The sequence below is a fragment of the Pseudomonas sp. NPDC078700 genome (genome assembly GCF_044542375.1).
Taxonomy (GTDB): Bacteria; Pseudomonadota; Gammaproteobacteria; order Pseudomonadales; family Pseudomonadaceae; genus Aquipseudomonas.
On record NZ_JBITUI010000003.1, the window covers coordinates 446,965 to 471,431 of the forward strand.

A 24,467-nucleotide genomic window follows, 5' to 3' on the forward strand; every position below is an offset into this window, starting at 1 on the left:
TAAATCCGCGCCAGCAGGCGTCAAAGTCTTGACCATAATTTGCAACCCCAGTAGCCAAGCGATCTCCAGCCGACCTGAACGCTCAAGGTAAATAAATCTGCGACAAATTCGCACACAGCCAAATAATTTTGTCGGCGTGGCCAATTCTCACCTAGTTAACCGGTCGATCAGCTTATTACCGGTAACGGCAAACATTCGGCGCGCATAAACCGGAACCATTTGAGACGCACCGACATCTCTGCTTACAGCAGCAAATGGTCTTGATGGTGCTCATGCACAAAGCCGCGGACATCTGCATTGGCAGCAGTAGCAGCATGCGCTAACGTCATCCCATGCTGTAGCGAGCCGAAGCACAATCACTCAACACCGTCGTCTTCAGAGGTTTCATCGCAATTGATTGCCCGAGTTCACGCAATGGAAGGTTACCCATGATTAGCCGAAAAACCTGGCTGCGATTAGCCGGGCTGATTGTGCTTCTATGTTTGCTCGCTGTTTTTGCTGCCGTCAGCTGGCAGCGCTTTTTACAGCGTCAACAGATCAGTCATTTCGACTGGCAAGGTGTATCCATCTCCCTTGACGGCATTCATCTGCAAACACTCTCCATCGCCCAACAGAGTGAAAACGCGAACCTCAGCATTGACGCCCAAGGGCTGATCCTAAAATGGCAGGACTTCAGTACAGTCACCCCCTTCTGGCAGCACATTGAACTCGAAACACTCAACCTAGACTGGCAAGGCAAACCCAGCGCCGCGCCTGCACCCTCACCCGCCATTGATCTGCTGCAGTTGCTTGGCCCGCTGGTTCTGGCACCGCAATCACTCACAATTCAACAGTTCACTGCCCAATTGCCTTGCGCGCAAGGACGCTGCACTCTGCAAGGCGATTTAACGCTCAACAAAACCTCACAACAGCCATTGGCTATGACCCTTAAGAGCAACCTACAGAGTCAAGGGGAACTGCTGACAGTAGATGGCCAGTTGCACCGCTCAGAAACCGATTTAGAACTGCAATTGGCGCTTCAAGTCGACGAACAACCACAGCTTGGCGTGACTATCAGTTATCACAAGCTGACCGATGCTGCTGGGCAACCAAGCAGCGAACTTAGCGGCGCTATAGCTGCGCCCAACCTGAGCCAGGCCAGCACCTTGCAAGGCTGGCTGCGCCAGTGGGCTTTGCCGGCAAAGGTTGAATTACCTGATGCGCCACATGCAGCTGCGTTATCCGCAAATTGGCAACTAAAGTTGCCTGCCGGGGCGATCAGCCTTGAACAGCTGCAACAGGCAACAGGCACCATTACCGCCACCGCCCACCTACCCGAGCCTTGGCCAGTGCCAGGTGTTGGTCAGGTTCAAGGCGAACTCAGTCTGGCTCTAGATGCCCAAAACGGGCAATGGCTGGCCAAGCAAATTAAAGCGAATCTAACGCTGCAACACCTCGCTGAAACACTGCGCAACCAACTGCCAGAAGCACTGGAAAATGATGCGTTCACCCTAAATGTGCAGCCTGCTGAGCTGCAAGATGAGGCGTCAAACCCTCTGCAAGAACAACTGCGCGGACGCAATTTGCCGCTGGACCTCAATATCAGTAGCCGTGGTGCTAGCCCCTTTGAGTTGCAGGCCCACCTCGCGCTGGCCAACACTCTGCCTTGGGCTGTGCAACTACGCGACGCAAGGCTCAAGGCCAATAGCAAAACGCTGCAACTGGGGGACTGGAAAGCGGATGGTATCAACGCGGCCCTGGCCTTCAATGGCTATGCTGACGCGCAGCAAGTCTGGCTCACTCTAATTAAAGGTTCACGCCTGCAACTGACGCAGCTGAATCACCCTGAAGTGCGTGCCAGCGGCCTCGAAGCCACAACAGCAGGGCTCAACCTAACAGCCCAGCTGAACGACTCTGCGCTCAGTGATTGGCAAATCAGCGGCCCCTTTGCCCTCAGCGTTAAGTCGCTGCAGCAGTCAGCGGTGAAGCCGCAAAGTTGGACCCTCAAAGGCAAACTACAGGCCGATGCACAAAAACAAAGACTGGAAGGCTCGCTGACAGCTGGATCGGGTCTAGAAGCCCAGTTGATTGCACTCAACGACGCCCAAAAGGGTGTTCAGTTAGACGCCAAATTCGCTGAGGTCTTCCTACGTGCAGGCAACCCTATCAAAGGCACCCTTACCAGTTGGCCAGCCCTGCTCGACCTCAATAATGGTCGGATCAGTGCCAAGGCCAATCTGCACCAAGCCCCAGGTGGTCACCCAGAAGTAACCCTGGATCTCACCAGCAAAGGGCTTTCAGGCATTTATGACCGTACCGAATTTAGCGGCCTGACCACTGAGGTGCAATTAAGTCTGGCGAACCAACGACTCCAGGCCGAGGTCGAACATCTAACCCTAGCGGAGGCAAATCCGGGTATAGCGCTTGGCCCTATCGACCTGCGTGGCAGTTACAAGGCCACAATCAGTGCACTCGATAAAGGCCAGCTTAAGTTGCAGCAGGCCACGGCCCAAATACTTGGCGGACAGGTCACCTTACCAGCCGAACAATGGGATCTAGCGCGGCCTGAACTGCTCTTCCCGCTGACCCTAAAAGGCTTAAAACTGGAAAACCTGTTTGCAGCGTACCCAGCCCAAGGCTTGTCAGGCAGCGGTTTGATTGACGGCTCGATTCCTTTGCACATTAACGCTGCGGGGTTCAGCGTGAATCAAGGCCAAATCCACGCGCGACAACCCGGTGGGCGTTTACAATTCGACAACGACAAAATCAAAGCCATGGGCAAAAGTAATCCAGCCATGCAATTGGTCGCGCAGTCGCTCGAAGACTTCCACTACACCACCCTTTCCAGTGGTGTCAGCTACGACCCGCAAGGCCAGCTCTTACTCGCCCTGCGTTTGGAAGGCAGAAACCCGGCAATCGAGAAAGGACGACCGATCAACTTCAATATCAACCTGGAAGAAAACATTCCAACATTGTTGGCCAGCATCCAGCTCAGCGATAAGGTCAGTGATATCGTTCAGCAACGCGTCCAGCAATTCATTCTCAAACGGAAGCAACAAACAACGCCAAAGGACAATCAATGAGGGAGCACGCAGCATGCGTTTACGCAACGGTTTAGCCGCTCTGACGTTGGCTTTGATGAGTGTGGCCTGTACACCAACAGTCCAGCTTGCGGTGCCAAACGAGCCCATCAATATCAATCTCAACGTCAAAATCGAGCACGAGATTTACATCAAGGTCGATAAAGAACTCGACAGCATGTTTAACGAATCAAGCGGACTGTTTTAAGGAGCTAACACATGACCCTGTATAAACGTATCGCCAGCCTGGTGTTGCTGCTCAGCCTGAGCATTCCTGCCTTTGCCATGAACCTAAATGATGCCATGTCGGCACTCGGCGGGGCTAAATCGTCCGGCCAGTTGGGCGAAATGCAAACCGGTTATTTAGGTGTGGTTAAACCCGGCGGCAATGCCGATGAAATTGCCAAACTGATTAACGACGCACGGCGCAATGAGTACAAGAAACTGGCCGAGAAGAACGGCATTGAAGTCAGCGCGGTAGAAGCCATTGCCGGTAAGAAAGCCATTGAGAAAACCCCTTCTGGTCAGTACATCCAGCAAGGCGGTCAGTGGGTTAAAAAGTAGGGCTGCAGCCAAACCAAACAACAAAGGCGCCATTTAGGCGCCTTTGTTGCTTTTGATCACAGCATCACACCAACGTCAGGGTGACATCAATGTTGCCACGGGTGGCGTTTGAGTATGGGCAAACGATGTGAGCGCGCTCAACCAGTGTCTGCGCGGCATCTTTATCGAGGCCTGGCAGGCTTATGCGCAGCTCAACTTCGATCCCGAAACCATTGGGAATTGCACCAATGCCAACAATCCCTTCAATCGAAGCATCTGCCGGAATCTGCAGCTTGTCGCGCGCCGCTACGAACTTCATCGCACCGATAAAGCAAGCAGAGTAACCCGCGGCAAACAGTTGCTCAGGATTTGTACCCTCACCGCCTGCTCCACCCAGTTCTTTTGGTGTGGTCAGGGCAACATCAAGCACACCATCGGAAGAAACAGCACGGCCATCACGGCCGCCAGTGGCTTCAGCATAAGCACGATACGCAACAGTTTCGATCGACATAGCAATTTCCTCTTGGTACTCAAATAAGTGGGTGATTTCAAAACTGCAACAAGAACTTGCTTGTTCAGCTTAGCGTTCCCGTTGATCTTGAGAAAATATTAGCGCGCATTTATTTAGCGCGCAATATAATTAACAAATAATTCATCTATCGCCATGATTGAGCGGCTCAATCACCTTTTGCGATTGCCCTCAGCAAGGCCAAAGCTTATTGGCGTAGAGGCTGTTAGTGCGTTAACTTAATTGCCTTGTTCTCCCGCACACAGGTCATCTCGATGAACACCCCGCTTGACCCATGCAATGCCCTGCTGCTGGATAACCAGATGTGCTTCGCCTTGCATTCAACATCGCTCATGATGACCAAAACCTATAAGCCCTTGCTGCAAGAACTGGGGCTCACCTACCCGCAATATCTGGCGATGTTGGTGCTCTGGGAAACGGACGGCATCACCGTGGGCGAAATCAGTGCCCGCCTTCTCACCGACCCGGGCTCTGTGACACCGCTGCTTAAACGCCTTGAAGCCGAAGGTTTGCTCCAACGTATCCGCACCAAAGCAGATGAGCGCGTGGTAGAGCTGCATCTAACCGCCAAAGGTCGCGCTTTGCATGAACAGGCTAAAACGATTCCGGGCTGCATCCTCAAAGCCACTGGCTTGCCCATGGAGCAGCTTGAAGAGATCAAACAAGCCTTGGTGACCTTACGCAAACACTTGCGCGAATCGCTGGACAACGACTGAAATGGCTACAGACTGATTGAGAACACTAATGAGCAACGAATTAATTATCGAGGACATCGTTCTCGGCGACGGTAAAGCAGCAGTCAAAGGCGCACTGATCACCACCCAGTATCACGGCACACTTGAAGACGGTACGACCTTCGATTCGTCCTATGATCGCGGCAAACCCTTTCAGTGTGTAATTGGCACAGGCCGGGTCATTAAAGGTTGGGATCAAGGCCTGATGGGCATGAAAGTCGGTGGCAAACGCAAGCTCTTTGTACCCTCAGAACTGGGCTACGGCGAGCGCTCAATGGGTCAGCACATCAAACCACACTCAAATCTGATTTTCGAAATCGAACTGCTTGAAGTGCTGACTCGAGATGATGGCTAGCCGCGCATAGGTCATCAATGAGTGGCCGTCATTACTCGCCATATAACGCCAATTTCATCGGCCAAAATGGTGGCCGAAAAAGGCGTCGACCACCCTACAAGAGCGTCTGCCACAAGCGTAGATTTATGGCTGCGAACGTTGGCCATCGTAGGGTGGTCAACGCGAAGCTTGGCCACCGAAAACCGGCACAAAAGCCAATTTGCATCGGCCAAAATGGTGGCCGAAAAAGGCGTCGACCACCCTACAAGAGCGTTTGCCACAAGCATACCTTTATGGCTGCAAACGGTGGCCATCGTAGGGTGGTCAACGCGAAGCTTGGCCACCGCAAACCGGCACATAACGCCAATTCGCATCGGCCAAAATGGTGGCCGAAAAAGGCGTCGACACCTTACAAGAGCGTTTCCCACAAGCGTACATTTATGGCTGCAAACGGTGGCCATCGTAGGGTGGCCAACGCGAAGCTTGGCCACCGCAAACCGGCACACAACGCCAATTTGCATGAGCCAAAATGGTGGCAAAAAAAGTGTCGGCCATGCTACTAATCAAGGTCTACGAATTACAAAGCAAGACTCGGAGTTTTACTTTCGATCTAACCCCTTAAGCTTCAATCAACTTCATAGCTTGTGGGCACTGCGATGAGACAGGCCAAATCTACAACCGCTAAAGTAACAATAAGCGAACAGGACCCACGCTGGCAGCGTGTGCTTCAGCGCGATCCTTCTCTGGATATGCCCTTTGTCTACGGGGTTAAAACCACGGGCGTTTATTGCCGCCCAAGCTGCCCTTCACGGCGTCCTAAGTTGAGCAATGTCGAATTTTTCGACACACCAGAACACGCCGTTGACGCGGGCTATCGCCCTTGCAAGCGGGCCAACTGCGGCGACACTTCACTCAACCAACAGCATGCGCAACTGGTCAATAAAGCTTGCCAGATTATCCAGCATGCCGAGCAGATACCGAGCTTGAATCAGTTGGCTGAACAACTGGGCGTTAGCCCCTATCACTTTCACCGCCTGTTCAAAGCGGCCACAGGCTTGACGCCCAAGGCCTACGCCACGGCAAACCGCGCGCGCAAGGTGCGCGGCCAACTGAGAAAAGGCGGTTTGGTCACAGAAGCTTTATACGATGCGGGGTTCAACGCCAGCAGCCGCTTCTATGAAAGCAGCGCAGAGTTACTGGGCATGAAGCCCAGCGACTACCGTGCAGGCGGAGCTAATACCGACATCCGCTTTGCGGTTGGCCAATGCTCGCTTGGGGCGATTCTGGTTGCACAAAGCAGCCGTGGGGTGTGCGCGATTTTACTTGGCGATGAGCCCGAAGCCTTGGTCCATGAACTGCAAGACTGCTTTGCTCATGCCAACCTGATTGGCGCTGACAAAGCATTTGAACAACTGATTGCCAAGGTCGTCGGCTTTATTGAAGCACCAGCAATCGGGCTGGACCTACCGCTGGATCTTCGCGGCACGGCGTTTCAGGAGCGCGTCTGGCAAGCCCTGCGCAATATCCCCGTGGGCACAACCGCCAGCTACGCTGAAATCGCCCAGTTAATCGGCGCACCCAAATCATTCCGGGCCGTCGCCCAAGCCTGCGGTGCGAATAAGCTTGCAGTTGCCATCCCTTGCCACCGGGTAGTCAGAAGCGACGGCAACCTGTCGGGCTATCGCTGGGGCATCGATCGCAAACAGCAACTGCTGGAGCGTGAGTCGCAAAATTAACCGCTTTGGCTATGTAAAAATCTCAGCAACGCCGCAATGATAGCTTCCGGTGCATCCTCTTGGACCAGATGCCCTGCATTCGGCACGCGCACCATTTGGCAGTTACGAATTTTTTGCGCCAGCTCCATGCCGCGATCAACCGGTATCCATTGATCCTGCTCGCCCCAGATCAACAAAACCGGGAATTCAATCGAATCATAGGCACTTTGCACTTCATCGGTATAACGCTGATCCATCTGCGCGATCTGTCGATAGAAAGCGTCTTGCCCGCCCTCGCCCAGCCAGGGCTTCAGATAGTGCATCAAGTCGCTATCAAGCATCGGCTGATACACCGCGCCCTGAATATAGGCAGCGACAACCGTCTGATGGATATAACCCGGCAAACCGCTGAATGCCTGTTGATGCTGACGCACGTGCTGCACAAATGGCGAGCCCCACGGAGCGATTGCCACCGGATCAATCAAGGTCAGTGTTGCGTAGTCTATTTGGTTGAGAATCAGGCAACGCAAGGCCGTAGCACCACCAAAATCATGGGCAACCAGATGAGGTTCATCCAGCCCCCAATGCTCGATCAACCCAGCCAGCAAGCCATTTTGCACACCCAGCGAAACATCCTGCCCCTGGGCCATTTCTGACTGCCCATAGCCAAGCAAGTCAAAGTAATGGACCCGATACTGAGTGGCGAGAAGCGGCGCAATACGCCGCCAAACCTGAGACGAAAATGGCGTGCCATGCACCAGAACCAATGCAGGGCCATCGCCCATCACGCCGTAACGAACCTGCTGACCGGCATACTCAAAACTGTGTGGCAGCGGTAATGATTGATCGGCGGCATTCATATTTAACCCCTTTTAGCTTATTTAAAGGTTAGAATATTTTTCACCATACCTAACCTTTATTATCTTTTAAAGGGGTTAAATGAACACAATCGAAAACCCATACTGGACTGCGGCAGACTTCATCGCAGAAGACCTGCTGCTCGACTTCCTCAACACCACGGGTGGTAAAAGCAAAGCGCGCGAAAACGAAAGGCTCGCTTCCAGCCCGGCATTATTTGACTGGGGTTTAGCCTCCCAATTGATTGATAACGATGAATATCAACGGTTGTTGCAGCACTCTCAAGCCGACTCAGCAACTGCTGATAACGAACTGAGTCAGGTAATCCAGTGGCGTGAGGCGGTGCATGCGCTACTGCATGCACTCGCCTCCGGTGAGGAACCGCACGCCGTTGCGGCGAAGCGTGTGCAGACGGTTATCAAGCAGGCATTGGCCTCTGCTCAGTTGCACCACGCGCCAGGTCAGCCCTCCGACTGGCGCATTGACTCACACCAAGCAGCGTTTTTGACCATCAAGTACCGTTTGGCACTGCATCTGAACCAAGCCATGACTGGCGGGAAGTATCAGCAGGTCAAAGAATGTGAGGCCTGCTCATGGATGTTTATCGACACCTCACGCAGCCGCAAACGACGCTGGTGTTCCATGAGCACCTGCGGCAACCGGGCAAAGGCACGGCGCTTCTATCAAAATGAAAACAACACATAACGCCTTACTAAAGCGTTGTCGTTGAGGGGCCTTGGTATTTGGGGCCATCAGCGAGCAGCTTAGACGGCCCAAACACCGCGCTTAGGCTTTTAAGCGGGCAATCAAGCGTGCCTGCAAGGCTTCAAGTTCGGCTGCATCGGCTTTGGCACTGGCATGAATGCCAAGGTCTTCACCAGCAAAGCGTGGGATCACATGCATGTGGATATGGAACACCGTTTGTCCAGCAGGCGCGCCATTGAACTGCGCAACCTGAACGCCAGCGGGCTCTAGCTCAGCAACCAAAACTCGGGTGATTTTCTGCACCACTTGCATGACCTTGCACAGGCTGTCGGTGTCAACATCAAGCATATTGCGTGCGGCAGATCGCTTAGGGATTACCAGCGTGTGGCCAAATGACTGCGGAAACACATCGAGAAATGCCAACACATCATCGTCTTCATAGAGCTTGTAGCACGGCGCATCGCCACGGATGATCTGGGCAAAAATGTTTTGAGAGTCGTAATCGCCATGCAAGCTCATAAGTGTTTCCGTTATCCGTGGATTAAGCTGTAACCATACCGGTTTTGCCGTGTCAGATAAATCCACTGCACTATTCGCATAACCTTGAAACCAGGAGCCTATATGCCAGATCTATCCGCATTTAAGATTACCCAGAAATGGCCAGCCACTCACCCCGAGCGCCTGCAACTTTATTCCTTGCCAACACCGAACGGCGTCAAGGTGTCGATCATGCTCGAAGAGATCGGCTTGGCTTATGAGCCACACCTAGTGAATTTCGAGACCCGCGACCAGTTTTCAGCGGAATATCTGTCGCTTAACCCCAACAACAAAATCCCGGCGATGATCGACCCCAACGGGCCGAACGGCCAGCCGCTCGCTCTTGTTGAGTCCGGCGCCATGCTGGTCTATCTCGCGGAAAAAACCGGCCAGCTAATGTCGAGCGACCCGGCCCTGCGCTATGAAACCCTGCAATGGGTGATGTTTCAAATGGGTGGCATTGGCCCGATGATCGGCCAACTGGGTTTCTTCCATAAATTCGCCGGCAAAGACTTTGAAGATAAACGACCCCGCGACCGCTACGTGGAAGAGGTCAAGCGCCTGCTCAGCGTATTAGAGCAGCGCTTAGAGGGCCGCGAATGGATTATGGGTGACGACTACAGCATCGCCGATATCGCCATCTTCCCGTGGATGCGTAATCTGATTGGCTTCTATGACGCAGGCGAGTTGGTCGAATTCCACAAATGCCCGAACATCAAACGCGTACTGGATAAATTCGTCGAACGCCCTGCTGTTAAACGTGGCTTGAACATTCCAAGCCGTGGTTAATCGACTAACATGCGGCGTGAGGTTGCAGCGCTGCGGCTAAATAAAAAGCGCATCCACTTGCGCCAGGGCGTGCTCGTACGAAGCTAACCTCGACGTCTCGCCCATGGCGGTTTGATTGACTTTGATGCTTGTCACATCGGTGATCCCGAGCATAAGCAAGATTGCCTTCAAATAGGGCTCTTGAAAATCCATGTGCTCATAGATTTCACCCTTACCAAAGCCGTAACCACCACGCGCCAACAATAAATAAGCCTGCTTGTTATGCAGCAACCCAACATAGGGACTGCCGGGAGTACCCGGTGCCAGCGTGGTGGTGACCTGCATCCTTATCACTTGGTCGATATAGGCTTTCAGGCTGCTAGGTACAGACAAATTATGCATTGGGCTGCCAAGTACAATAACGTCTGCGGCCTGTAGCTCTTTAACCAGCAAGTCGCTAAAAGCGATGGCTTGGTTGTCCTCAGTGTCCCTTGCCTCTGGCGGCGTGAACGCAGCCTTGACCCACTGCTGATCAACATGGGGGATTGGTTCATTGCCCAATTCGCGAAAGATGAAATGATCCTCAGGATGTTGTTGCTGCCAAAGGCTGACAAAACGCTCAGTGAGTAACCGGCTATGGGATTGAGTTTTGTTAGGGCTGGCATTTATCACCAAGAGCGTCTTCATCGATATCCCCTATCCTTGCGAAACTATTTATTCGCGAGTGGTTCCAGCAGCGCGCTGGGCGTAAGCACTTGTGGCAAGACCTTTAGCTCTGGCTCACCCGGCCTATACCAGAGGTACAGCGGTACACCTGAGCGACCATGTTTGGCTAAGAACTCAGTAATTTTTGCATCACCATTGGTCCAGTCGCCCCGCATCACCACCACACCAGCCTTGGCAAAGGCGGCATGGGTTTCAGCTCGATCAATCGCCACTTGCTCATTGATCTTGCAGGTCACGCACCAGTCTGCGGTGAAATACAGAAAAACTGGCTTATCAGCTTCGCGCAATCTCGCCAGCTTAGCTTCATCAAACACTAACTGATCGGGTTGAGCCACTGCAGTCACAGGCTTGTGACTGGCTTGGCTGATCCCAAGAGCAAGTGCCAGCACCGTCGCCAATACGGCAGGCAGCCAAGCCGCTCTCTTGAACAACCGCTGACGTAAACCCGTTGCCCACAAACCAAGAGCAAGCAACATGGCACAGCCAATCACGACGATCAACGCATTAGCACTGACTTGCTGACTGAGCACCCAGAGTAATGCCAGCGCCGTTATGAACATCGGCACCGCAAGCACATTGCGCAGCGTTTGCATCCAGGGACCCGGCTTAGGTAAGCGGCGCTGCAACGGCGGGATAAAACCCAATAACAGAAATGGCAATGCAATGCCGAAACCAAGCCCAGCAAATACCAGCAAGGCCGCCGCTGTCGGCAGGATCAACGCAGCGCCTAGTGCAGCCGCCATGAATGGACCGGTACAAGGAGTGGCGACGAAAGCTGCCAGCGCGCCAGTCCAAAATGCACCCGCGGCCCCCTTTCGTTCGGCCAGGCTCGTGCCAGCACTTAGGGACGACAACTCAAATAACCCTGAAAGGTTAAAGGCGATTGCACTGGTAAGAAGCAGCAAAACGACAATCACCCGCGGGTCTTGCAGTTGAAAAGCCCAACCCACTTGGCTGCCCCCGGCACGTAATGCCAACAGCAAGCCACCGAGCAACAAACACACTGCTATCACGCCTAACGAATAGGCAACCGCCTCTGCTCTTGCCGTGGCCGCGTTGCTACTTGAACGGGCAATGCTCAGTGCCTTGAGACTGAGTATTGGAAATACGCAGGGCATCAAGTTCAGCAATAAACCACCGACTACAGCCCCGGCTAACGCCAGCAAGGTCACACTCAAGGTGCTTTCACTGCTGCTCGGCGCGGCATCAGCCGTGGCCTCAAACTCAAGCCCTAAGCCATTACCGATCGCCAAAACGCCACTTAATGAGTCGAATGGCTGGCTTCCCGCTTGAGTCTCAATAATCAGCACATCGCCTTTACGTTCAAAGCGCTGTGGCGCTGCATTTTTAACCGCATCTTTGCGCGCTGAAAACAGATGCGGTTGCTCGATCTGCATAGAGGCCGGAAGTGGCACTTTAAGCTGCAATACACCCTGATCAATATTGAAGCTGGCCTTTGACCCCAGCGGCCTAGGCAAGGCCTGACGCCACTGTGCGAATTGTTGTTGGCGGGTTGGATCCTTAGCTCCGTCGCCAACCATTAGCGTTAGATTTAATGAGGCACGCTCGGGCACGCAGGCATCATAGCGACAGGCCAAATACTGCATATCCAGACCTATCTCTAACGGGGTTCCAGCAGCAATTTCTTTAGTAATATGCAGCGGCAATAACAGGGCATAAGGATGCTCATACACATGGTTCATCAAACCATCGACAAGCAGAGTCTGTGGCACCGGATAAGCCGCCTCCCCGACGCTAACACCCTGGGGCAAATGCCAGCTTAACTTGGGTGCCAGACCGACATCCCCGGGCTGCTTCCAGTAGCCATGCCATTCACCTTGCGGCTGCATGTAGATGGCGATTGTAGTGTGACTTCCCGCGGCTGGCGTTTGGCTTTCAGCTACCAGCGATGAAGCAATTAATACCTCATCTTGAGCGGGCATGTCGGCTGCAACACAAACAGCAGGCACGAAACACAGGCACAGATAAACAAACAGCGCCTTGAAAGATGCGATAGGCATAAGCAGCTCGGCCTTAGGCAATAAAACAAAAGCTGGACTGACACAACGTCAGCCCAGCAGCGACAACTATGCTCAGCGTAAGGCCTTCACAGCACCCTGTATGTCGGTGTCTTGCGGGCCTATGATCTTGCTAACCCGGCCTTTTGAATCAATCAGCACCACGCTCGGAATATCGCGAATGGCAAAGGCGCGAAACAAGGCATCTTCAGCATCGAGGGCAAGCGGCAATTGGGTCGTGGTGGTTTTTTGATAATCCAGCAAGTCATCCTGGCTCGCCCACAGCCCTGAAGAGATGCCGAGCCATTCGACATCACCTTGACCGAGCATTTTCTCAACTGTTTCGCGTACTCTCAGGCAGGCTTTTGATGTTTGCGGACGGCTGGTCTCCAAATACGACTCACACCAAGGCGCAAAGAAAACCAGCGCCTGCGCCTTGCCCGATGCAGCCTTACCCAACTCAACTTTTCGACCATCAACGGTTGTAGCTTGCAGCCCACTGACGTCATCACCTACGGCAAAAACCTTATCCGTATTGGCGCTTTCAGCTGTCGCCTGAACGGGCGCTTGAGAATCCTGCACCAGCGCTTCTTGCAGGGCGTCATGCAAGACCTGATCATCAAGATGACCGACATAACTAATACGACCACTGCGATCAATCAATACATGTTGCGGGGTCACGCGCAGATTAAGCTCTGCGGCCAAGCTGCCATCATCGATTACAATCGGCATCGTCAACCCATGCTCTTTGCGATAAGCCAGCACCGCCTCACGGTCGTCACTGAAGCCAGTATTGACGGCAATGATCTGAATCTTATCGCCCAGCTCTTGTTGAGTTTTCTCAAAACCCGGCATCTGCTGACGACAAGGTACACACCAAGTGGCCCAAAACTTCAGGTAAACCGGCTTTTTGCCGTAGAGCTTGGACAGGTCAATCTCTTCACCATCTACGGTTTTGAGTACCGCTGCCGGCCCCGGCTTGCCAATAAGTGAAGACCCGGCAGCCTGAGCACGGCGCTTACCTTCGGCGTCGTAACTGTGATCGATTTGATTATCTGCATGGGCAAGATGACAAACACTGGCAAGCAATAACAATGCGGCCAGTTGCTTAAAACAGGTTGAAAACGTTAAGCGTTGCACGGCGAGTCTCCTTGAAACCGTCATTACAAAATACCCCGGTCCTGCTAGGTGCAGCATGCAGAAGGTTCTGCGGGGTTAATAGCACCGATGATCCCGACTTATAGGTTCAGGATAAAGACCCAAGACTGATGCATTTGGCTGTACCATCAGTTATGCAAAATTTACATATCGAGCTAAACCGCGCCACAGGCGTACCCATAGCCGCGCAAATAAGCACCGCGATTGGCGCATCTATTCGTAGCGGTCGCCTGTACTCGGGTGCACGTTTGCCCTCTTGGCGTGATCTCAGCGCACAGCTTGGCGTTGCTCGCGGCACTGTGCGTGTGGCCTATGAGCGCTTGATTGATGAGCAGCTCATCGTATCGCGCGGAGCAGCGGGCACTTTTGTCGCCCATCAACTGCCCTTAAGCAGTAATGCCGATATACGCGACTTACGCAGCCCTCTCCCAGATTTTTTTGTACATCCGTTCAGCCAGCCACCGCTGATGTTTCAAATGGGGGTGCCCGCTCAGGATATGTTCCCGGTAAGCCTCTGGAGTCGCCTAACCTCGGCAGCCGCACGCGAAGCGGCAACAGTCGGCTCTGTCAGCTACCCAGACCCGCGCGGTGAACTCGCACTGCGTACAGAAATCGCAGCCTATTTGTCTGTCGCACGTGGTTTGAGCTGCTCCCCTGCGCAGATCATCATTACCAACGGCTATACCGGTGCCTTGGGTTTAATCATCCATGCGCTGGGTCTGATCAAGCAAACCGCATGGGTGGAAGAGCCCGGATACCCACTCACACGCACGGCCCTGGCCATCGCCGGGTTAGACACCGTATCAATTGCAGTTGATGAACAAGGCATCAATGTCGACAACGGCATTGCCCGCGCCCCTGATGCTGCACTCGCGGTAGTCACCGCAGGGCAACAGGCACCGCTGGGTATGACATTGTCTTTGTCACGTCGCCACCAACTGCTCGAATGGGCCGGACAAAATAACAGCTGGATCATCGAAGATGACTACCTGAGCGAGTTGCAACTCTATGGCCGAGCAGCACCGGCACTCGCCTCACTCGACCGTTACGGGCGGGTAATTCACATAGGCACTTTCAGTAAGACCGTCAGCCCAGCCCTGCGTATGGGTTTTATCTCGGTACCCGCCGAACACACCAACCACTTTGCCGATGTAGCTGCTGCGCTAGCACCCGCCTCATCAATAGTCACCCAACTCGCGTTGGCCCAATTCATGCGCAAAGGCCATTACATGCGTCACCTGCGTAGGATGAAACGCATCTACAAACACCGCCTTGAGTTACTGCGCCACTCATTACAAATACCCGCTGCGACCGAAGCAATGGCCGGGCTGGCATTGCTGCTGAAACTGCCCAGGGATACTGACGACAAGATGATCGCCCAACAGGCAGCAGCGTTTGATCTGGCGCCTACTCCACTGTCCAGTTGGTATGCACAAACTCAGCACAAGCAATCCGGTTTGCTACTCGGTGTAACCAACATCACCGAGACCGGTCTGGATGCAAATTGCGAACACCTAAGGCACCTAATCGCACAAAGCAGCTAATCAACCGGCCTGCTTAACCACGCGAACTAAACCGCCCCAACCATCCTCCCGAACAGCGTCATCCGTCGCAAGCACATGAAAATATGCGAAAAATTACAGAATGGGCTTCGCCAAACGGCAATCAGCTGATATTATGCGCGCCGCTGTGGGAAGATGCCGGAGTGGCCGAACGGGACGGATTCGAAATCCGTTGAACTGGCAACAGTTCCTAGGGTTCAAATCCCTATCTTCCCGCCATATTACAAGGGCTCCAGAGGTTTTCGCCTCTGGGGCCTTTTTCGTTTCAGGCCCTTTTGGGGGAAATTTGGGGGAATGACTTTGCGTTACATTCCCCCAAACGCTCGGCTACAGCTCCCCCATGCCCCATCCACTGAGGCTTAACAAGAGGCCTGCCGAAGCTGTTCGATGATCTTACGTGCGCGATTTGCGCCCACATCCACATGGATATCAATCATCGGCGGTGAGCCGAAGCGACACATGTTCTGGTACTGCGCTTCAATGACCACTTTGTCTTCATCGAAGGTAAGGGCCGTTTGCTCAATCACTTTGGCTTTGACAGCTTCATGATCGTTTTCAGGATTGGTGGACATCGTCCAAAAATAGTGGCTGGTGGTGTCGGTTTCCGGGGTAACACCATGGAAGCCGCGCATGTGAAAACCGCCACGATCAGGGTCAAGCAGAGAGTCAGTATTGGCATCAACCGCACCGGTCCAAATGCGCAAATGACTGACGTGAAATTCGATTTCCTGCCAACGATCAACCTTGTCTTTAAACGGGTATGCGGCCACATAGGTCGGTGGTGGTACTGAGCCCGGCATGTGGCGGGTAACCTTAACCATGCGCTCGTCACTCTCGACCTTCATTTCGGCATTCATATGAATGCTGGCATTGCCACCAATAGTACGTAGGTGAACGTACCCCAGATGGCTAAGGTCCATCAGGTTGTCGTGGATGAGTTGGTAAGGGGCATCGTAGTGATAGACATCGCCATCAAAGATGTATTTGCCGCTGCTATGCACATCATAAGCAGGTGGCTCATAGGTGGGTTCTGGGTGTTTATCGCTGCCAAACCAGATCCAAACAATCTGGTCTCGCTCGCGTACGTGATAAGCAGGAACTTTGGCTTTGCTGGGGATTTTTTCCTGACCGGGAATTTCCACACATTTGCCTGCGGAGTTGAACATCAAACCGTGATATCCACAGCGAAGCCCTTGAGCCTCCAGCGTGCCATGAGAGAGCGGCAAAGCGCGGTGACAGCAACGATCCTCCAAAGCAGCCACTTGCCCATCTGAAGTACGGAACAGCACCACAGGTTTATTCAGCAAGGTACGGCCCACTGGTTTGTCAGTTAGTTGCCAGCCTAATGCGGCCACATACCATTGATCCAGGGGAAAACTGGGTAGCGGTGAAGCAGGCGCTACATCGTAGGCCAGAGATTGATTGTTCGAGGTTGTCATTATTGTTCTCTCAGGTTTGTCGTTATAGGTCACAGGTCCAAAACTAAGCGGGAGGTCTTGGAGCGCGAGCAGCAGGGGGTGAATTGGTCGTTAGCCGCATGTTCCGCATCAGTCATGAACTGATCGCGATGGTCCGGCGTACCGCTGAGAACGCGGGTAATGCAGGAGCCACAGATGCCCTGCTCGCAAGAACTCTCAACCTCAATACCGGCCTCATCCAGTACTTCAAATACCGACCGGTCTACCGGGATGTGGAAGATTTTTCCTGACTGCGCCAGCTCAACTTCAAAAGGCTGATCCGCGTCATGCTCGACAGGCGCGGCGGCAAAGAACTCTCGATGCACATGATCGTCTGGCCATCCAGCCGCTTTCGCTGCACTGAGAATGTGTTCTATAAAGCCAACCGGACCACACACATAAAGGTGCCGGTCATGCTCTGGATTCTGCAGGAGGGCATCAGCATCCAACACTGCACTCCCCTCTCGACTTCCGTCGTACAGGGTCACTCGCTTAGCGAATGGGGCGCGCTCAAGCTGGCCCAGAAAAGCGGCGCGAGCCCTTGAGCGAAAACAATAATGTAAAGCAAAGTTTGCCTGTTGCTGCTCAAGCGCATGAGCCATCGCCAATATCGGAGTGATGCCAATGCCACCCGCGATCAACAGATGTTTCTTACCTGTTACGGCTAGAGGAAAGAGGTTGCGCGGCTCACTGATCTGCAAGGTATGGCCTTGCTCCACTTGTTCATGCATAGCCTGCGAACCACCACGGGACAGAGGGTCTTTCAACACCCCAATCACATAACGATGACGCTCACCCGGAGGATTACACAGTGAGTACTGACGAGTAATCCCGGAAGGGGTATTAACATCTACGTGGGCGCCTGCGGTAAATGCCGGTAAAAGAACGCCATCTAGAGCACTTAACTCAAAGCTAACTATGCCATCGGCCTCGATGGCCTTGTGCCTGACTAAAACTTGAAGCATAAAAAGACCCTCCACAACAAAGTGGCTGCAAAAAACACATAGTGGATTTGTGGTGCGCTAGCGCGGGTTATGGAGGTCTGGTGCGTGCAGGAACATGCCGAGGGTGGCAGGCTATGGTTTTACGGTTCATTGCAACTACCTGTTATTTATTCTTGTAAGTTCTGCTGTCGCATATGATATGGGCAGCACACGCATCGCGTGGTTAGGAGTAGAATCCAACCATTTAGTTGCGGTGTCAACTAATTTATGCGTGCCGTTTATCTAACTTTTGAGGTTGCTGCTTTCATGTCAGATTCTTCACAGCTTGACCTGTCAAGATACGTCCCAGCCATGCTCACTTTTCTGGCCAACAAGTTATCCACGGGCGCGTCGATTAGCTATCGCAAGCACTTTGGAATTGGCGTGGTTGAATGGCGGGTAATCGCCCTAATGGCGGTAGAAGATCAAATTACGGCGAATCGCATCTGCCAGGTTATTGGCCTTGATAAAAGCGCGGTCAGCCGCTCGCTACAGCTTCTGGAAAAAGCCGGTCGCATAACCGGTCAAGTCGACAGCCAAGACGCGCGACGCTATGCCGTCAGCCTCACTGCTGAAGGAAGAGCCCTGCATGACCGCGTGCTGAAGGTGGCGCTGGAGCGAGAGCAGCGGCTGCTGAGTGACCTCGATCCAACTGAGGTCGAAACCCTGATCAACTTGCTCGCACGCCTACAAACCAAAGTGGCGCAGGTGAACGAATATGACCCAGCAGCGCCTTAAGCTAATTAAGCGATGGGCATGCGGCCGGATCGACTAACAGCTATTTGCGGTAATAACCGACAGCAATCATATAACCACCAATTTTGCGCATCAGGGCATGCTTGTCTTCCACTTTACTGGTCACTGGATTTTTCCAGCGATAGTCATACCCTGCTCGTTCTGCCTTCTCGATCAAGGCCAGCATAGGCTTACCCACTGGCCTGCCTTCCGGATCGACAATGCTCGAAAAATCCACCCCAACAAGGCGTCTGTTGTAGCCGTGGGCAACGTAGCGCTTTGTACGCAGATCGATGACAAAGGCGTATAAATCATCCTCGTGATAATCGGCGCTCAGGTTGTTGATCGCCTCAAGGGTGCCATCAGCGTTTTTACCCAACTCTTGGGCCACGCGATCAAGAAACGTCTCTGCCTGTGCAGGGGTTGCTCGTGGTAAGTACAAGCCCACGGCGAGTATTCGATCACCCACACGCTGATAAAAGACCTTCTTGCGCTCCACTCGACCGTCACGCACGTTGAGCCAGCGATATTCAGCACTGCGCACCTGACCATCTTCGTCGCTCAGCAAGGCCGCCTGAAAGGCTTTATTAAGCTCGGGCTCTATTGCTTTACTCACATCGCGCCCAATCAAAACAGCTGAGCTGCCGCCACTGGCCAGCATGGTGCCTTTGCTATCAACCACAAACACATAGTGCTCGCCGTCAATAAATTCGCCCTGACGGCTAAACGCGGCAAATGCGGCATCACCTTGAGTGCGGTAATACGCCACCGCGCTGTTCAGGAGCTTACTTGCCCTTGCCTCTTGTGCCGTATGTACGTCGGCCGCTAGCGCAAGGTCACACGTGGCAAAGACTGCAAGCAAGGCAAAACTGAGGTACTTGATAATGCGCATACTCATAACACTCCATAACAACTGTGCGGCGCATGCCGCACAGTTGGGGTTATAACCACGAGGTCCGTCGCCTGTTACTGCTTGGCAACCGGTACCGGCGGGAAAACCACACCAACCTGCTGTGTATAGGCCAGCCAGCGTTTCTTCAGGCGCTCGACATCCTGTGGCTGACTGGCCGCAAGATCGGTTGTCTCTCCGCGATCACGGGCCAAATCGTACAGCGTCCATTGCACAGGTTGTGGCTTATCACCGAAGCCCAAGGGGCGTAATCCCAGCAGTTTTAAATTGCCTTCACGTAGGTATGCATTGCCAAATAACTCACCCGCTAACACTGGCGCAGGATTGGCCTTTCCTTCCAACATCGGCAGCATGGAAGTACCGGTAATAGGGTTCTTATCTGCAACCGCAGGAGCTTTAATACCGGCAATCGACAAGAAAGTTGGCAGCAGATCATCGACACGAGCGACGCCACTTTCACGCCCTTGACGCGGCTTGGCACCCGGTAGTTTCACAATTGCCGGAACACTTATGCCACCTTCGGCAGTTGTGCCTTTGAACAGGCGAAAGGGCGCAGCACTGACTTCAGCCCAACGCACGCCGTAGTCGATCTCGGAATTGATCCGACCTAAGTTTGCGTAGCTGTTATCGGTGAGCTTACCCGGCTTGTACCACTGTGCATGGTTCTCCCCTGCTGCGCCGTTATCCGACATAAATACGATCAGGGTGTTTTCGTATTGGCCACTTTCGTGCAGATAATCAAGCAAACGGCCGATATTATGGTCGAGGTTATCGACCATGGCCGCGTAGATTTCCATCTTGCGCGCTTCAGTCTTCTGCTGCTCAGCAGTCAACTGCTCCCAGCCTGGCAGGTTAGGATTCGCCGGAATTGTCCGCGCAGCATTAAAGTCCGTCGGCAATAAGCCGAGCTTTTTCATCCGCTCAATGCGTGCTAAACGAGTGCTGTCATAGCCCTTGTCATAACGCCCTTTATATTTATCCAGATACGCTTCTGGAGCTTGCAGAGGCCAGTGCGGCGAGGTGTAAGCCGCGTAAGCAAAGAAGGGTTTGCCATCCTTTTTGCTGCTTTTCAGATAGCTCAGCAGCTTGTCGGTGTAAAAGTCGGTCGAGTAAAAATCGTCAGGCAACTGGGCAGGCTTGCCGTTCTCCACATAATGAACCTGTTCAAGCAAGCTAGGTGCATCAGCTGAAGGTTTAAAGTGGGCAGCGCCGCCTTCGAGCATACTGAACGACTGCTCGAACCCCCGTTGCGCAGGACCCTGTTCAGGCTCAAGACCTAGGTGCCATTTACCCACCATCATTGTGTGATAGCCACCTTCGGCCAACAGTTGTGGCATCGAATAAGAACGCTGGTTTAGATAGCCTTCATAACCGGGTTTACCGCGTTGAAATGGCTGCATGCCTTCGGCCATCGTGCCCAGACCGGCCAAGTGATTGTCTGTGCCGGATAGCAGCATCGAACGCGTTGGCGAGCAGGTTGGCGCGGCGTACATACCGGTCAACTGCAACCCGCTATTGGCCAGAGTATCCAAGCGTGGCGTGCTGATTTCACCGCCAAACGCGCCTAAATCTGAATAGCCCAAATCATCGGCCAAAATTAGCAGAATATTGGGTTGTGCCGCGGTAACAGCGGCGTACGAGGCATTGCTAAGGGCTAAGCAGCTGAACAACAGAGCCCCTGAAAATTTTGAGCTAATCATCTGCACTCTCTTATTTTTATCGCACTATTGATCTTCAAAAATTGCCACGGCCCGAACAAAGCCCGCCGAAGCGTGCTTAATTTTGTAGGGAAAGCAAGAAACGGTAAATCCTGTTGCCGGAAGGCTTTCAAGATTGGCCAGTTTTTCCATTTGGCCATAGCCAATATCACGACCGGCTTTATGACCTTCCCAGATAATTGACGCATCGCCACTCTCAGCGAATCGCTCACGCGTGTACTTGAAGGGCGCGTCCCAGCTCCAAGCATCCGTACCGACAACCCGCACGCCGCGCTCAAGCATGTACATAGTTGCTTCACGTCCGATGCCAACCCCCGCATCGAGGTAGCCGGGCTGGCCGAAAATACTGCCTGCACGGGTGTTGATCAAGACAATGTCGAGCGGCTGCAACTCATGGCCAATGCGAGCGAGTTCCGCTTCAACTTCTGCCGCCGTCACCACGTGCCCATCAGCCATGTGCCGAAAATCCAGCTTTACCCCTGGCTGTAAGCACCAATCCAGCGGTAATTCATCAATCCCAAACGCGGGTTTACCGCCATCAGTGGTCGAGGCGTAATGCCAAGGCGCATCCATATGCGTGCCGCTGTGCGTGGTGATGCTCAGGCGTTCTGCCGCCCATGACTCATCGCCGGGTAGTTGAGATTTCTCGAGCCCCGGAAACATGGCCGCCATTTCCGGCCAACCCTGTTGATGATCGGTGTATTCAATTTTCGGCAACAATGGCGGCGGGTCTGTGTAAGGGTTGTTTTCTAATGTGACCGACAGGTCCACCAACCGACGTTTTGACTTAATCATGAGCGAGCGACTCCTGCACGGACGCTTTACGCCGTGCCTTGGTTAATGGTTTAAGAGAATTTCGAATCAAACTCGCGGCAGATCCGTCGTGACGAAAACCCAGGGCACGCGCAGTAGGTGTGCTCATTCGAGGGTATTGCCCGAACAAAGCCTCAAGCTGCGGGTCCGGATTGAAGCTAATCAACTTGCGGCGTTCCTCGCCGTATGTCTTACCCAGCGCATCAAGAACTTGCTCAATGGATAATTGCAACAATGGCAATTGCCAGACCCGTGAGCCTTCCAGCTCATCAGTGTTTAAATTGGCAGCACGCAGCAGGTTGTCGACACAACAATGAGCGGACATCCACCAGGCAGTCGCCTGTTCTGAGACGGGGCAGCAATATTTTTCGCCCGCCGCGAAGGCGTGTAGCAAGTCGCTCATAAATGCTGAGCGCAAACCATTGGGCTGCTGCGGGCGGGCGACAATACCGGGTAAGCGTACGACGCGACCATCCACCTCCCCACGCCTGGAAACGTCGTTGATGGCGGTTTCAATCATCGATTTGTGCGCGCCATAGGAAAGTTCTGGCTTAAGGCCTGCTGACTCATCCATCCGCGCAGACAGGTTACCCCCGTAAACCGCCACGCTGCTGGCGTAAACCAACACCGGAACGGTGGGCATTGCACGTATCTGTTCAAGCAGCTCAAGACTGGCCAGAAGGTTGACTTGGTAACCCAGTGCGTACTGTTCTTCAGCGGCGCCACCGGGCAAGCTCACCAGGTGAAAAATCACATCAATACCGTCCGCCAATACTCGTCGCAGTAAAGTTGCGTCAGTCACACTGCCGGGATGAAGTCGCAACCGTGGATCGTTGCTAAACCCTTGCAACTCCTGGTCAAGCAATATCAAACGGTTTATCGCTTCGCCGCGAATTTCGCCATCTGCCAGCAGTCGCTCAACCAAGGCACGACCGACAAAACCATTCGCTCCTGTGACAATCACACGCATCGTCATGCTCCTTAATTGATGGCCTGAACAACGCGCTGATCGATTGCCCCAAATATCGACTGGCCATCTGCGCCGAACACATCCATGCGCACACGATCACCAAAATGCATAAAGCCGGTGTGTGGCTCGCCATGCTCGATCATCTCAATAGCGCGGCGCTCAGAAATGCACGCCGAACCGGCACTGCGATCAGCGTTGGAGACAGTACCTGAGCCAATCACAGTGCCTGCGCCCAAACGCCTGGTCAGCGCGGCATGGGCAATCAACTGAGCAAAATTAAAATTCATTTCTGCAGCGTTTGGATGCCCAAACCACTGATCATTCCAGTGCACGTGTAGGGGTAAGTGCACCCGTGAGTCTTTCCAGGCATCGCCCAGCTCATCTGGCGTCACGGCCACCGCAGCGAAACTTGATGACGGTTTGGCTTGAAGAAAACCAAAACCGGTTTTCATTTCACGGGGGGCCAATGCTCGTAAGCTGATGTCATTGACCTGCAGAATTAACTTGATGTGTTCGCGCGCTTGCGCTGGCGAACAGCCCAATGGAACTTCATCGACCAGCACCGCAAATTCACCTTCAAAGTCGATGCCCTGGGCTTCACTTGGGAGCTTGATGTCATCACGACCACCGAAAAAATCGTCCCCCGCCCCCTGATAAATCAGTGGTGTAGTGTCTGCACCCTCTATTGGTTCAAGGTTGAACGCCTTCTGCATCAAGGTACCGTGATTGAGAAATACCGAGCCATCTAACCATTGATAAGCCCGTGGCATTGGGGCCATGGCCTGGGCCGGATCAAAGGCGAAGGCACCCTCTGCGCTGTAGTCATTTAACTGCTGATACAAAGCTTGTAATTGCGGTTCAACGACGGCCCAATTTTCGATAGCCAATTGCAAGGTGGCGACGATATGCGCCACGTCCAATGCGTGAGTTAAATCTCGTGAGACCAAAACCAGTCGACCATCACGCGTACTGCTTTTTAAGCTTGCCAGTTTCATCAGTGCTCTCCTCGTGACGCCATTAACTCAGAAGCAAATTTGCCATCGAGCAGAATGAAAACCATGCGTGCCATCTCCTCGGTGCGGTTACTCCAGGCATGGTTGGTCCCACGTTGCACGACAATATCGCCACGTTTTAGGGACACTTCCTCGTTGTCCAAAACCAATACAACCTCACCCTCGGTGACGATGCCGTAATCAAGGGTTTCAGTGCGATGCATTAGCTTGTGCTTGGAGTCAGCCTTGCCGGTACCGGCATGGGACTCACCGATTTCAGCAAAGGCTGCAGCAGCTTCTTCGGCACTGACCTGGTTCTGCACGCTGTCTGGTGGAATATCGACAACCCGTATCAGACTGCCCAACGGGCTCGGGCTGAGTTGCAGTGGCTTTTCGGTGGGGTCAGTGGCGTTGTCTAACGGTGCCGGGCTGGAGGCACTGTTCCAAACTTCATAAAAAATCGTACCGGGCACGGCTTTCAACGGAAAATTATTAGTGGTCGCGCCGAGCAAAGCAGCAATGGCCATACCTTGGGCATCGTGGCCTGTGACCACACGTTTAAAACTTGGAAGTTTGTTCAACTTCGACTCCTTATCATGGGTGCAAACATCGCTTTCAACGGAGCACGTTAATAGAGCGCTTG

At 53.3% G+C, this 24,467-nt stretch carries 24 protein-coding genes and 1 tRNA gene; 11 read left to right on the forward strand and 14 right to left on the reverse strand.

The window, feature by feature from the left end; genetic code table 11:
* The first annotated feature begins 428 nt into the window (after nucleotides 1–428).
* From ACIGCM_RS12425 to ACIGCM_RS12435, 3 genes are read left to right on the forward strand one after another with little or no spacing between them, the layout of a single operon-like run.
* Nucleotides 429–3,062 (forward strand): YdbH domain-containing protein, encoded by a 2,634-nt coding sequence (locus ACIGCM_RS12425; protein ID WP_397502360.1) that lies wholly within the window; start codon nucleotides 429–431, stop codon nucleotides 3,060–3,062.
* Nucleotides 3,063–3,117: 55 nt separating this feature from the next.
* Nucleotides 3,118–3,267 (forward strand): YnbE family lipoprotein, encoded by a 150-nt coding sequence (locus ACIGCM_RS12430; protein ID WP_397502731.1) that lies wholly within the window; start codon nucleotides 3,118–3,120, stop codon nucleotides 3,265–3,267.
* Between the two features lie 11 nt (nucleotides 3,268–3,278).
* Complete coding sequence (locus ACIGCM_RS12435; RefSeq protein WP_397502361.1) at nucleotides 3,279–3,623, forward strand: YdbL family protein; 345 nt, start codon at nucleotides 3,279–3,281, stop codon at nucleotides 3,621–3,623.
* 64 nt (nucleotides 3,624–3,687) lie between these two features.
* On the opposite strand, the gene ACIGCM_RS12440 is transcribed toward ACIGCM_RS12435, so the two are convergent.
* On the reverse strand, nucleotides 3,688–4,113 hold the full coding sequence (locus ACIGCM_RS12440) for an organic hydroperoxide resistance protein (RefSeq protein ID WP_397502362.1): 426 nt from the start codon (nucleotides 4,111–4,113) through the stop codon (nucleotides 3,688–3,690).
* A gap of 272 nt (nucleotides 4,114–4,385) precedes the next feature.
* Between ACIGCM_RS12440 and ACIGCM_RS12445 the strand changes: the two genes are divergently transcribed.
* The 3 genes from ACIGCM_RS12445 to ada all read left to right on the forward strand — a co-directional run bounded on the left by ACIGCM_RS12445 (nucleotide 4,386) and on the right by ada (nucleotide 6,935).
* Nucleotides 4,386–4,847, forward strand: coding sequence for a MarR family winged helix-turn-helix transcriptional regulator (locus tag ACIGCM_RS12445; protein ID WP_397502363.1), 462 nt, complete (start codon nucleotides 4,386–4,388; stop codon nucleotides 4,845–4,847).
* A 28-nt stretch (nucleotides 4,848–4,875) separates the two neighbouring features.
* On the forward strand, nucleotides 4,876–5,220 hold the full coding sequence (locus ACIGCM_RS12450) for an FKBP-type peptidyl-prolyl cis-trans isomerase (protein ID WP_397502364.1): 345 nt from the start codon (nucleotides 4,876–4,878) through the stop codon (nucleotides 5,218–5,220).
* A 635-nt stretch (nucleotides 5,221–5,855) separates the two neighbouring features.
* The gene (ada, locus tag ACIGCM_RS12455; protein ID WP_397502365.1) at nucleotides 5,856–6,935 is read left to right on the forward strand and encodes a bifunctional DNA-binding transcriptional regulator/O6-methylguanine-DNA methyltransferase Ada; all 1,080 of its coding nucleotides are present in this window, start codon (nucleotides 5,856–5,858) and stop codon (nucleotides 6,933–6,935) included.
* Here the strand turns inward: ada and ACIGCM_RS12460 are convergent.
* The gene (locus ACIGCM_RS12460; RefSeq protein WP_397502366.1) at nucleotides 6,932–7,774 is read right to left on the reverse strand and encodes an alpha/beta fold hydrolase; all 843 of its coding nucleotides are present in this window, start codon (nucleotides 7,772–7,774) and stop codon (nucleotides 6,932–6,934) included. The genes ada and ACIGCM_RS12460 overlap by 4 nt on opposite strands.
* Nucleotides 7,775–7,853: 79 nt before the next feature.
* Between ACIGCM_RS12460 and ACIGCM_RS12465 the strand changes: the two genes are divergently transcribed.
* Nucleotides 7,854–8,477, forward strand: coding sequence for a CGNR zinc finger domain-containing protein (locus ACIGCM_RS12465; protein ID WP_397502367.1), 624 nt, complete (start codon nucleotides 7,854–7,856; stop codon nucleotides 8,475–8,477).
* Nucleotides 8,478–8,558: 81 nt separating this feature from the next.
* Here the strand turns inward: ACIGCM_RS12465 and ACIGCM_RS12470 are convergent, their stop codons facing one another.
* Nucleotides 8,559–8,996, reverse strand: a complete 438-nt coding sequence (locus ACIGCM_RS12470) for an HIT family protein (protein ID WP_397502368.1) — start codon at nucleotides 8,994–8,996, stop codon at nucleotides 8,559–8,561.
* A 102-nt stretch (nucleotides 8,997–9,098) separates the two neighbouring features.
* Here ACIGCM_RS12470 and ACIGCM_RS12475 point away from each other — a divergent pair, with 102 nt between their 5' ends.
* Nucleotides 9,099–9,803, forward strand: coding sequence for a glutathione binding-like protein (locus ACIGCM_RS12475; protein WP_397502369.1), 705 nt, complete (start codon nucleotides 9,099–9,101; stop codon nucleotides 9,801–9,803).
* 36 nt (nucleotides 9,804–9,839) lie between these two features.
* Here ACIGCM_RS12475 and ACIGCM_RS12480 read toward each other — a convergent pair whose 3' ends face one another.
* The 3 genes from ACIGCM_RS12480 to ACIGCM_RS12490 form a co-directional block, all read right to left on the reverse strand.
* The gene (locus ACIGCM_RS12480; RefSeq protein WP_397502370.1) at nucleotides 9,840–10,469 is read right to left on the reverse strand and encodes an FMN-dependent NADH-azoreductase; all 630 of its coding nucleotides are present in this window, start codon (nucleotides 10,467–10,469) and stop codon (nucleotides 9,840–9,842) included.
* Between the two features lie 23 nt (nucleotides 10,470–10,492).
* Entirely contained in the window at nucleotides 10,493–12,529 is a 2,037-nt protein-coding gene (locus ACIGCM_RS12485) for a protein-disulfide reductase DsbD family protein (RefSeq protein WP_397502371.1), read from the reverse strand.
* A gap of 72 nt (nucleotides 12,530–12,601) precedes the next feature.
* Nucleotides 12,602–13,666: a TlpA family protein disulfide reductase gene (locus ACIGCM_RS12490; RefSeq protein ID WP_397502372.1), complete on the reverse strand. Its 1,065-nt coding sequence runs from the start codon at nucleotides 13,664–13,666 to the stop codon at nucleotides 12,602–12,604.
* Between the two features lie 152 nt (nucleotides 13,667–13,818).
* Here ACIGCM_RS12490 and ACIGCM_RS12495 point away from each other — a divergent pair, with 152 nt between their 5' ends.
* The gene (locus ACIGCM_RS12495; RefSeq protein ID WP_397502373.1) at nucleotides 13,819–15,228 is read left to right on the forward strand and encodes a PLP-dependent aminotransferase family protein; all 1,410 of its coding nucleotides are present in this window, start codon (nucleotides 13,819–13,821) and stop codon (nucleotides 15,226–15,228) included.
* Between the two features lie 147 nt (nucleotides 15,229–15,375).
* A tRNA-Ser gene (locus ACIGCM_RS12500) sits at nucleotides 15,376–15,465 on the forward strand.
* Nucleotides 15,466–15,605: 140 nt separating this feature from the next.
* On the opposite strand, the gene ACIGCM_RS12505 is transcribed toward ACIGCM_RS12500, so the two are convergent.
* Nucleotides 15,606–16,685, reverse strand: a complete 1,080-nt coding sequence (locus ACIGCM_RS12505; protein WP_397502374.1) for a Rieske 2Fe-2S domain-containing protein — start codon at nucleotides 16,683–16,685, stop codon at nucleotides 15,606–15,608.
* Between the two features lie 29 nt (nucleotides 16,686–16,714).
* The gene (locus ACIGCM_RS12510; protein ID WP_397502375.1) at nucleotides 16,715–17,668 is read right to left on the reverse strand and encodes a PDR/VanB family oxidoreductase; all 954 of its coding nucleotides are present in this window, start codon (nucleotides 17,666–17,668) and stop codon (nucleotides 16,715–16,717) included.
* Nucleotides 17,669–17,953: 285 nt separating this feature from the next.
* Here ACIGCM_RS12510 and ACIGCM_RS12515 point away from each other — a divergent pair, with 285 nt between their 5' ends.
* Nucleotides 17,954–18,424, forward strand: coding sequence for a MarR family winged helix-turn-helix transcriptional regulator (locus ACIGCM_RS12515; RefSeq protein WP_397502376.1), 471 nt, complete (start codon nucleotides 17,954–17,956; stop codon nucleotides 18,422–18,424).
* A 40-nt stretch (nucleotides 18,425–18,464) separates the two neighbouring features.
* Here ACIGCM_RS12515 and ACIGCM_RS12520 read toward each other — a convergent pair whose 3' ends face one another.
* The 6 genes from ACIGCM_RS12520 to ACIGCM_RS12545 all read right to left on the reverse strand — a co-directional run bounded on the left by ACIGCM_RS12520 (nucleotide 18,465) and on the right by ACIGCM_RS12545 (nucleotide 24,405).
* Entirely contained in the window at nucleotides 18,465–19,313 is an 849-nt protein-coding gene (locus tag ACIGCM_RS12520; RefSeq protein ID WP_397502732.1) for a cache domain-containing protein, read from the reverse strand.
* Between the two features lie 74 nt (nucleotides 19,314–19,387).
* Complete coding sequence (locus ACIGCM_RS12525) at nucleotides 19,388–21,031, reverse strand: arylsulfatase (protein ID WP_397502377.1); 1,644 nt, start codon at nucleotides 21,029–21,031, stop codon at nucleotides 19,388–19,390.
* A 24-nt stretch (nucleotides 21,032–21,055) separates the two neighbouring features.
* A complete protein-coding gene (locus tag ACIGCM_RS12530) occupies nucleotides 21,056–21,844 on the reverse strand; it encodes a cyclase family protein (protein ID WP_397502378.1) in 789 nt (262 codons plus the stop codon).
* Nucleotides 21,837–22,832: an NAD-dependent epimerase/dehydratase family protein gene (locus ACIGCM_RS12535; RefSeq protein ID WP_397502379.1), complete on the reverse strand. Its 996-nt coding sequence runs from the start codon at nucleotides 22,830–22,832 to the stop codon at nucleotides 21,837–21,839. Before ACIGCM_RS12535 ends, ACIGCM_RS12530 begins: the two co-directional genes overlap by 8 nt.
* An 11-nt stretch (nucleotides 22,833–22,843) precedes the next feature.
* Entirely contained in the window at nucleotides 22,844–23,827 is a 984-nt protein-coding gene (locus ACIGCM_RS12540; protein ID WP_397502380.1) for a fumarylacetoacetate hydrolase family protein, read from the reverse strand.
* A complete protein-coding gene (locus ACIGCM_RS12545) occupies nucleotides 23,827–24,405 on the reverse strand; it encodes a cupin domain-containing protein (RefSeq protein ID WP_397502381.1) in 579 nt (192 codons plus the stop codon). The genes ACIGCM_RS12540 and ACIGCM_RS12545 overlap by 1 nt, the downstream gene beginning before the upstream one ends.
* Nucleotides 24,406–24,467: the final 62 nt, after the last annotated feature.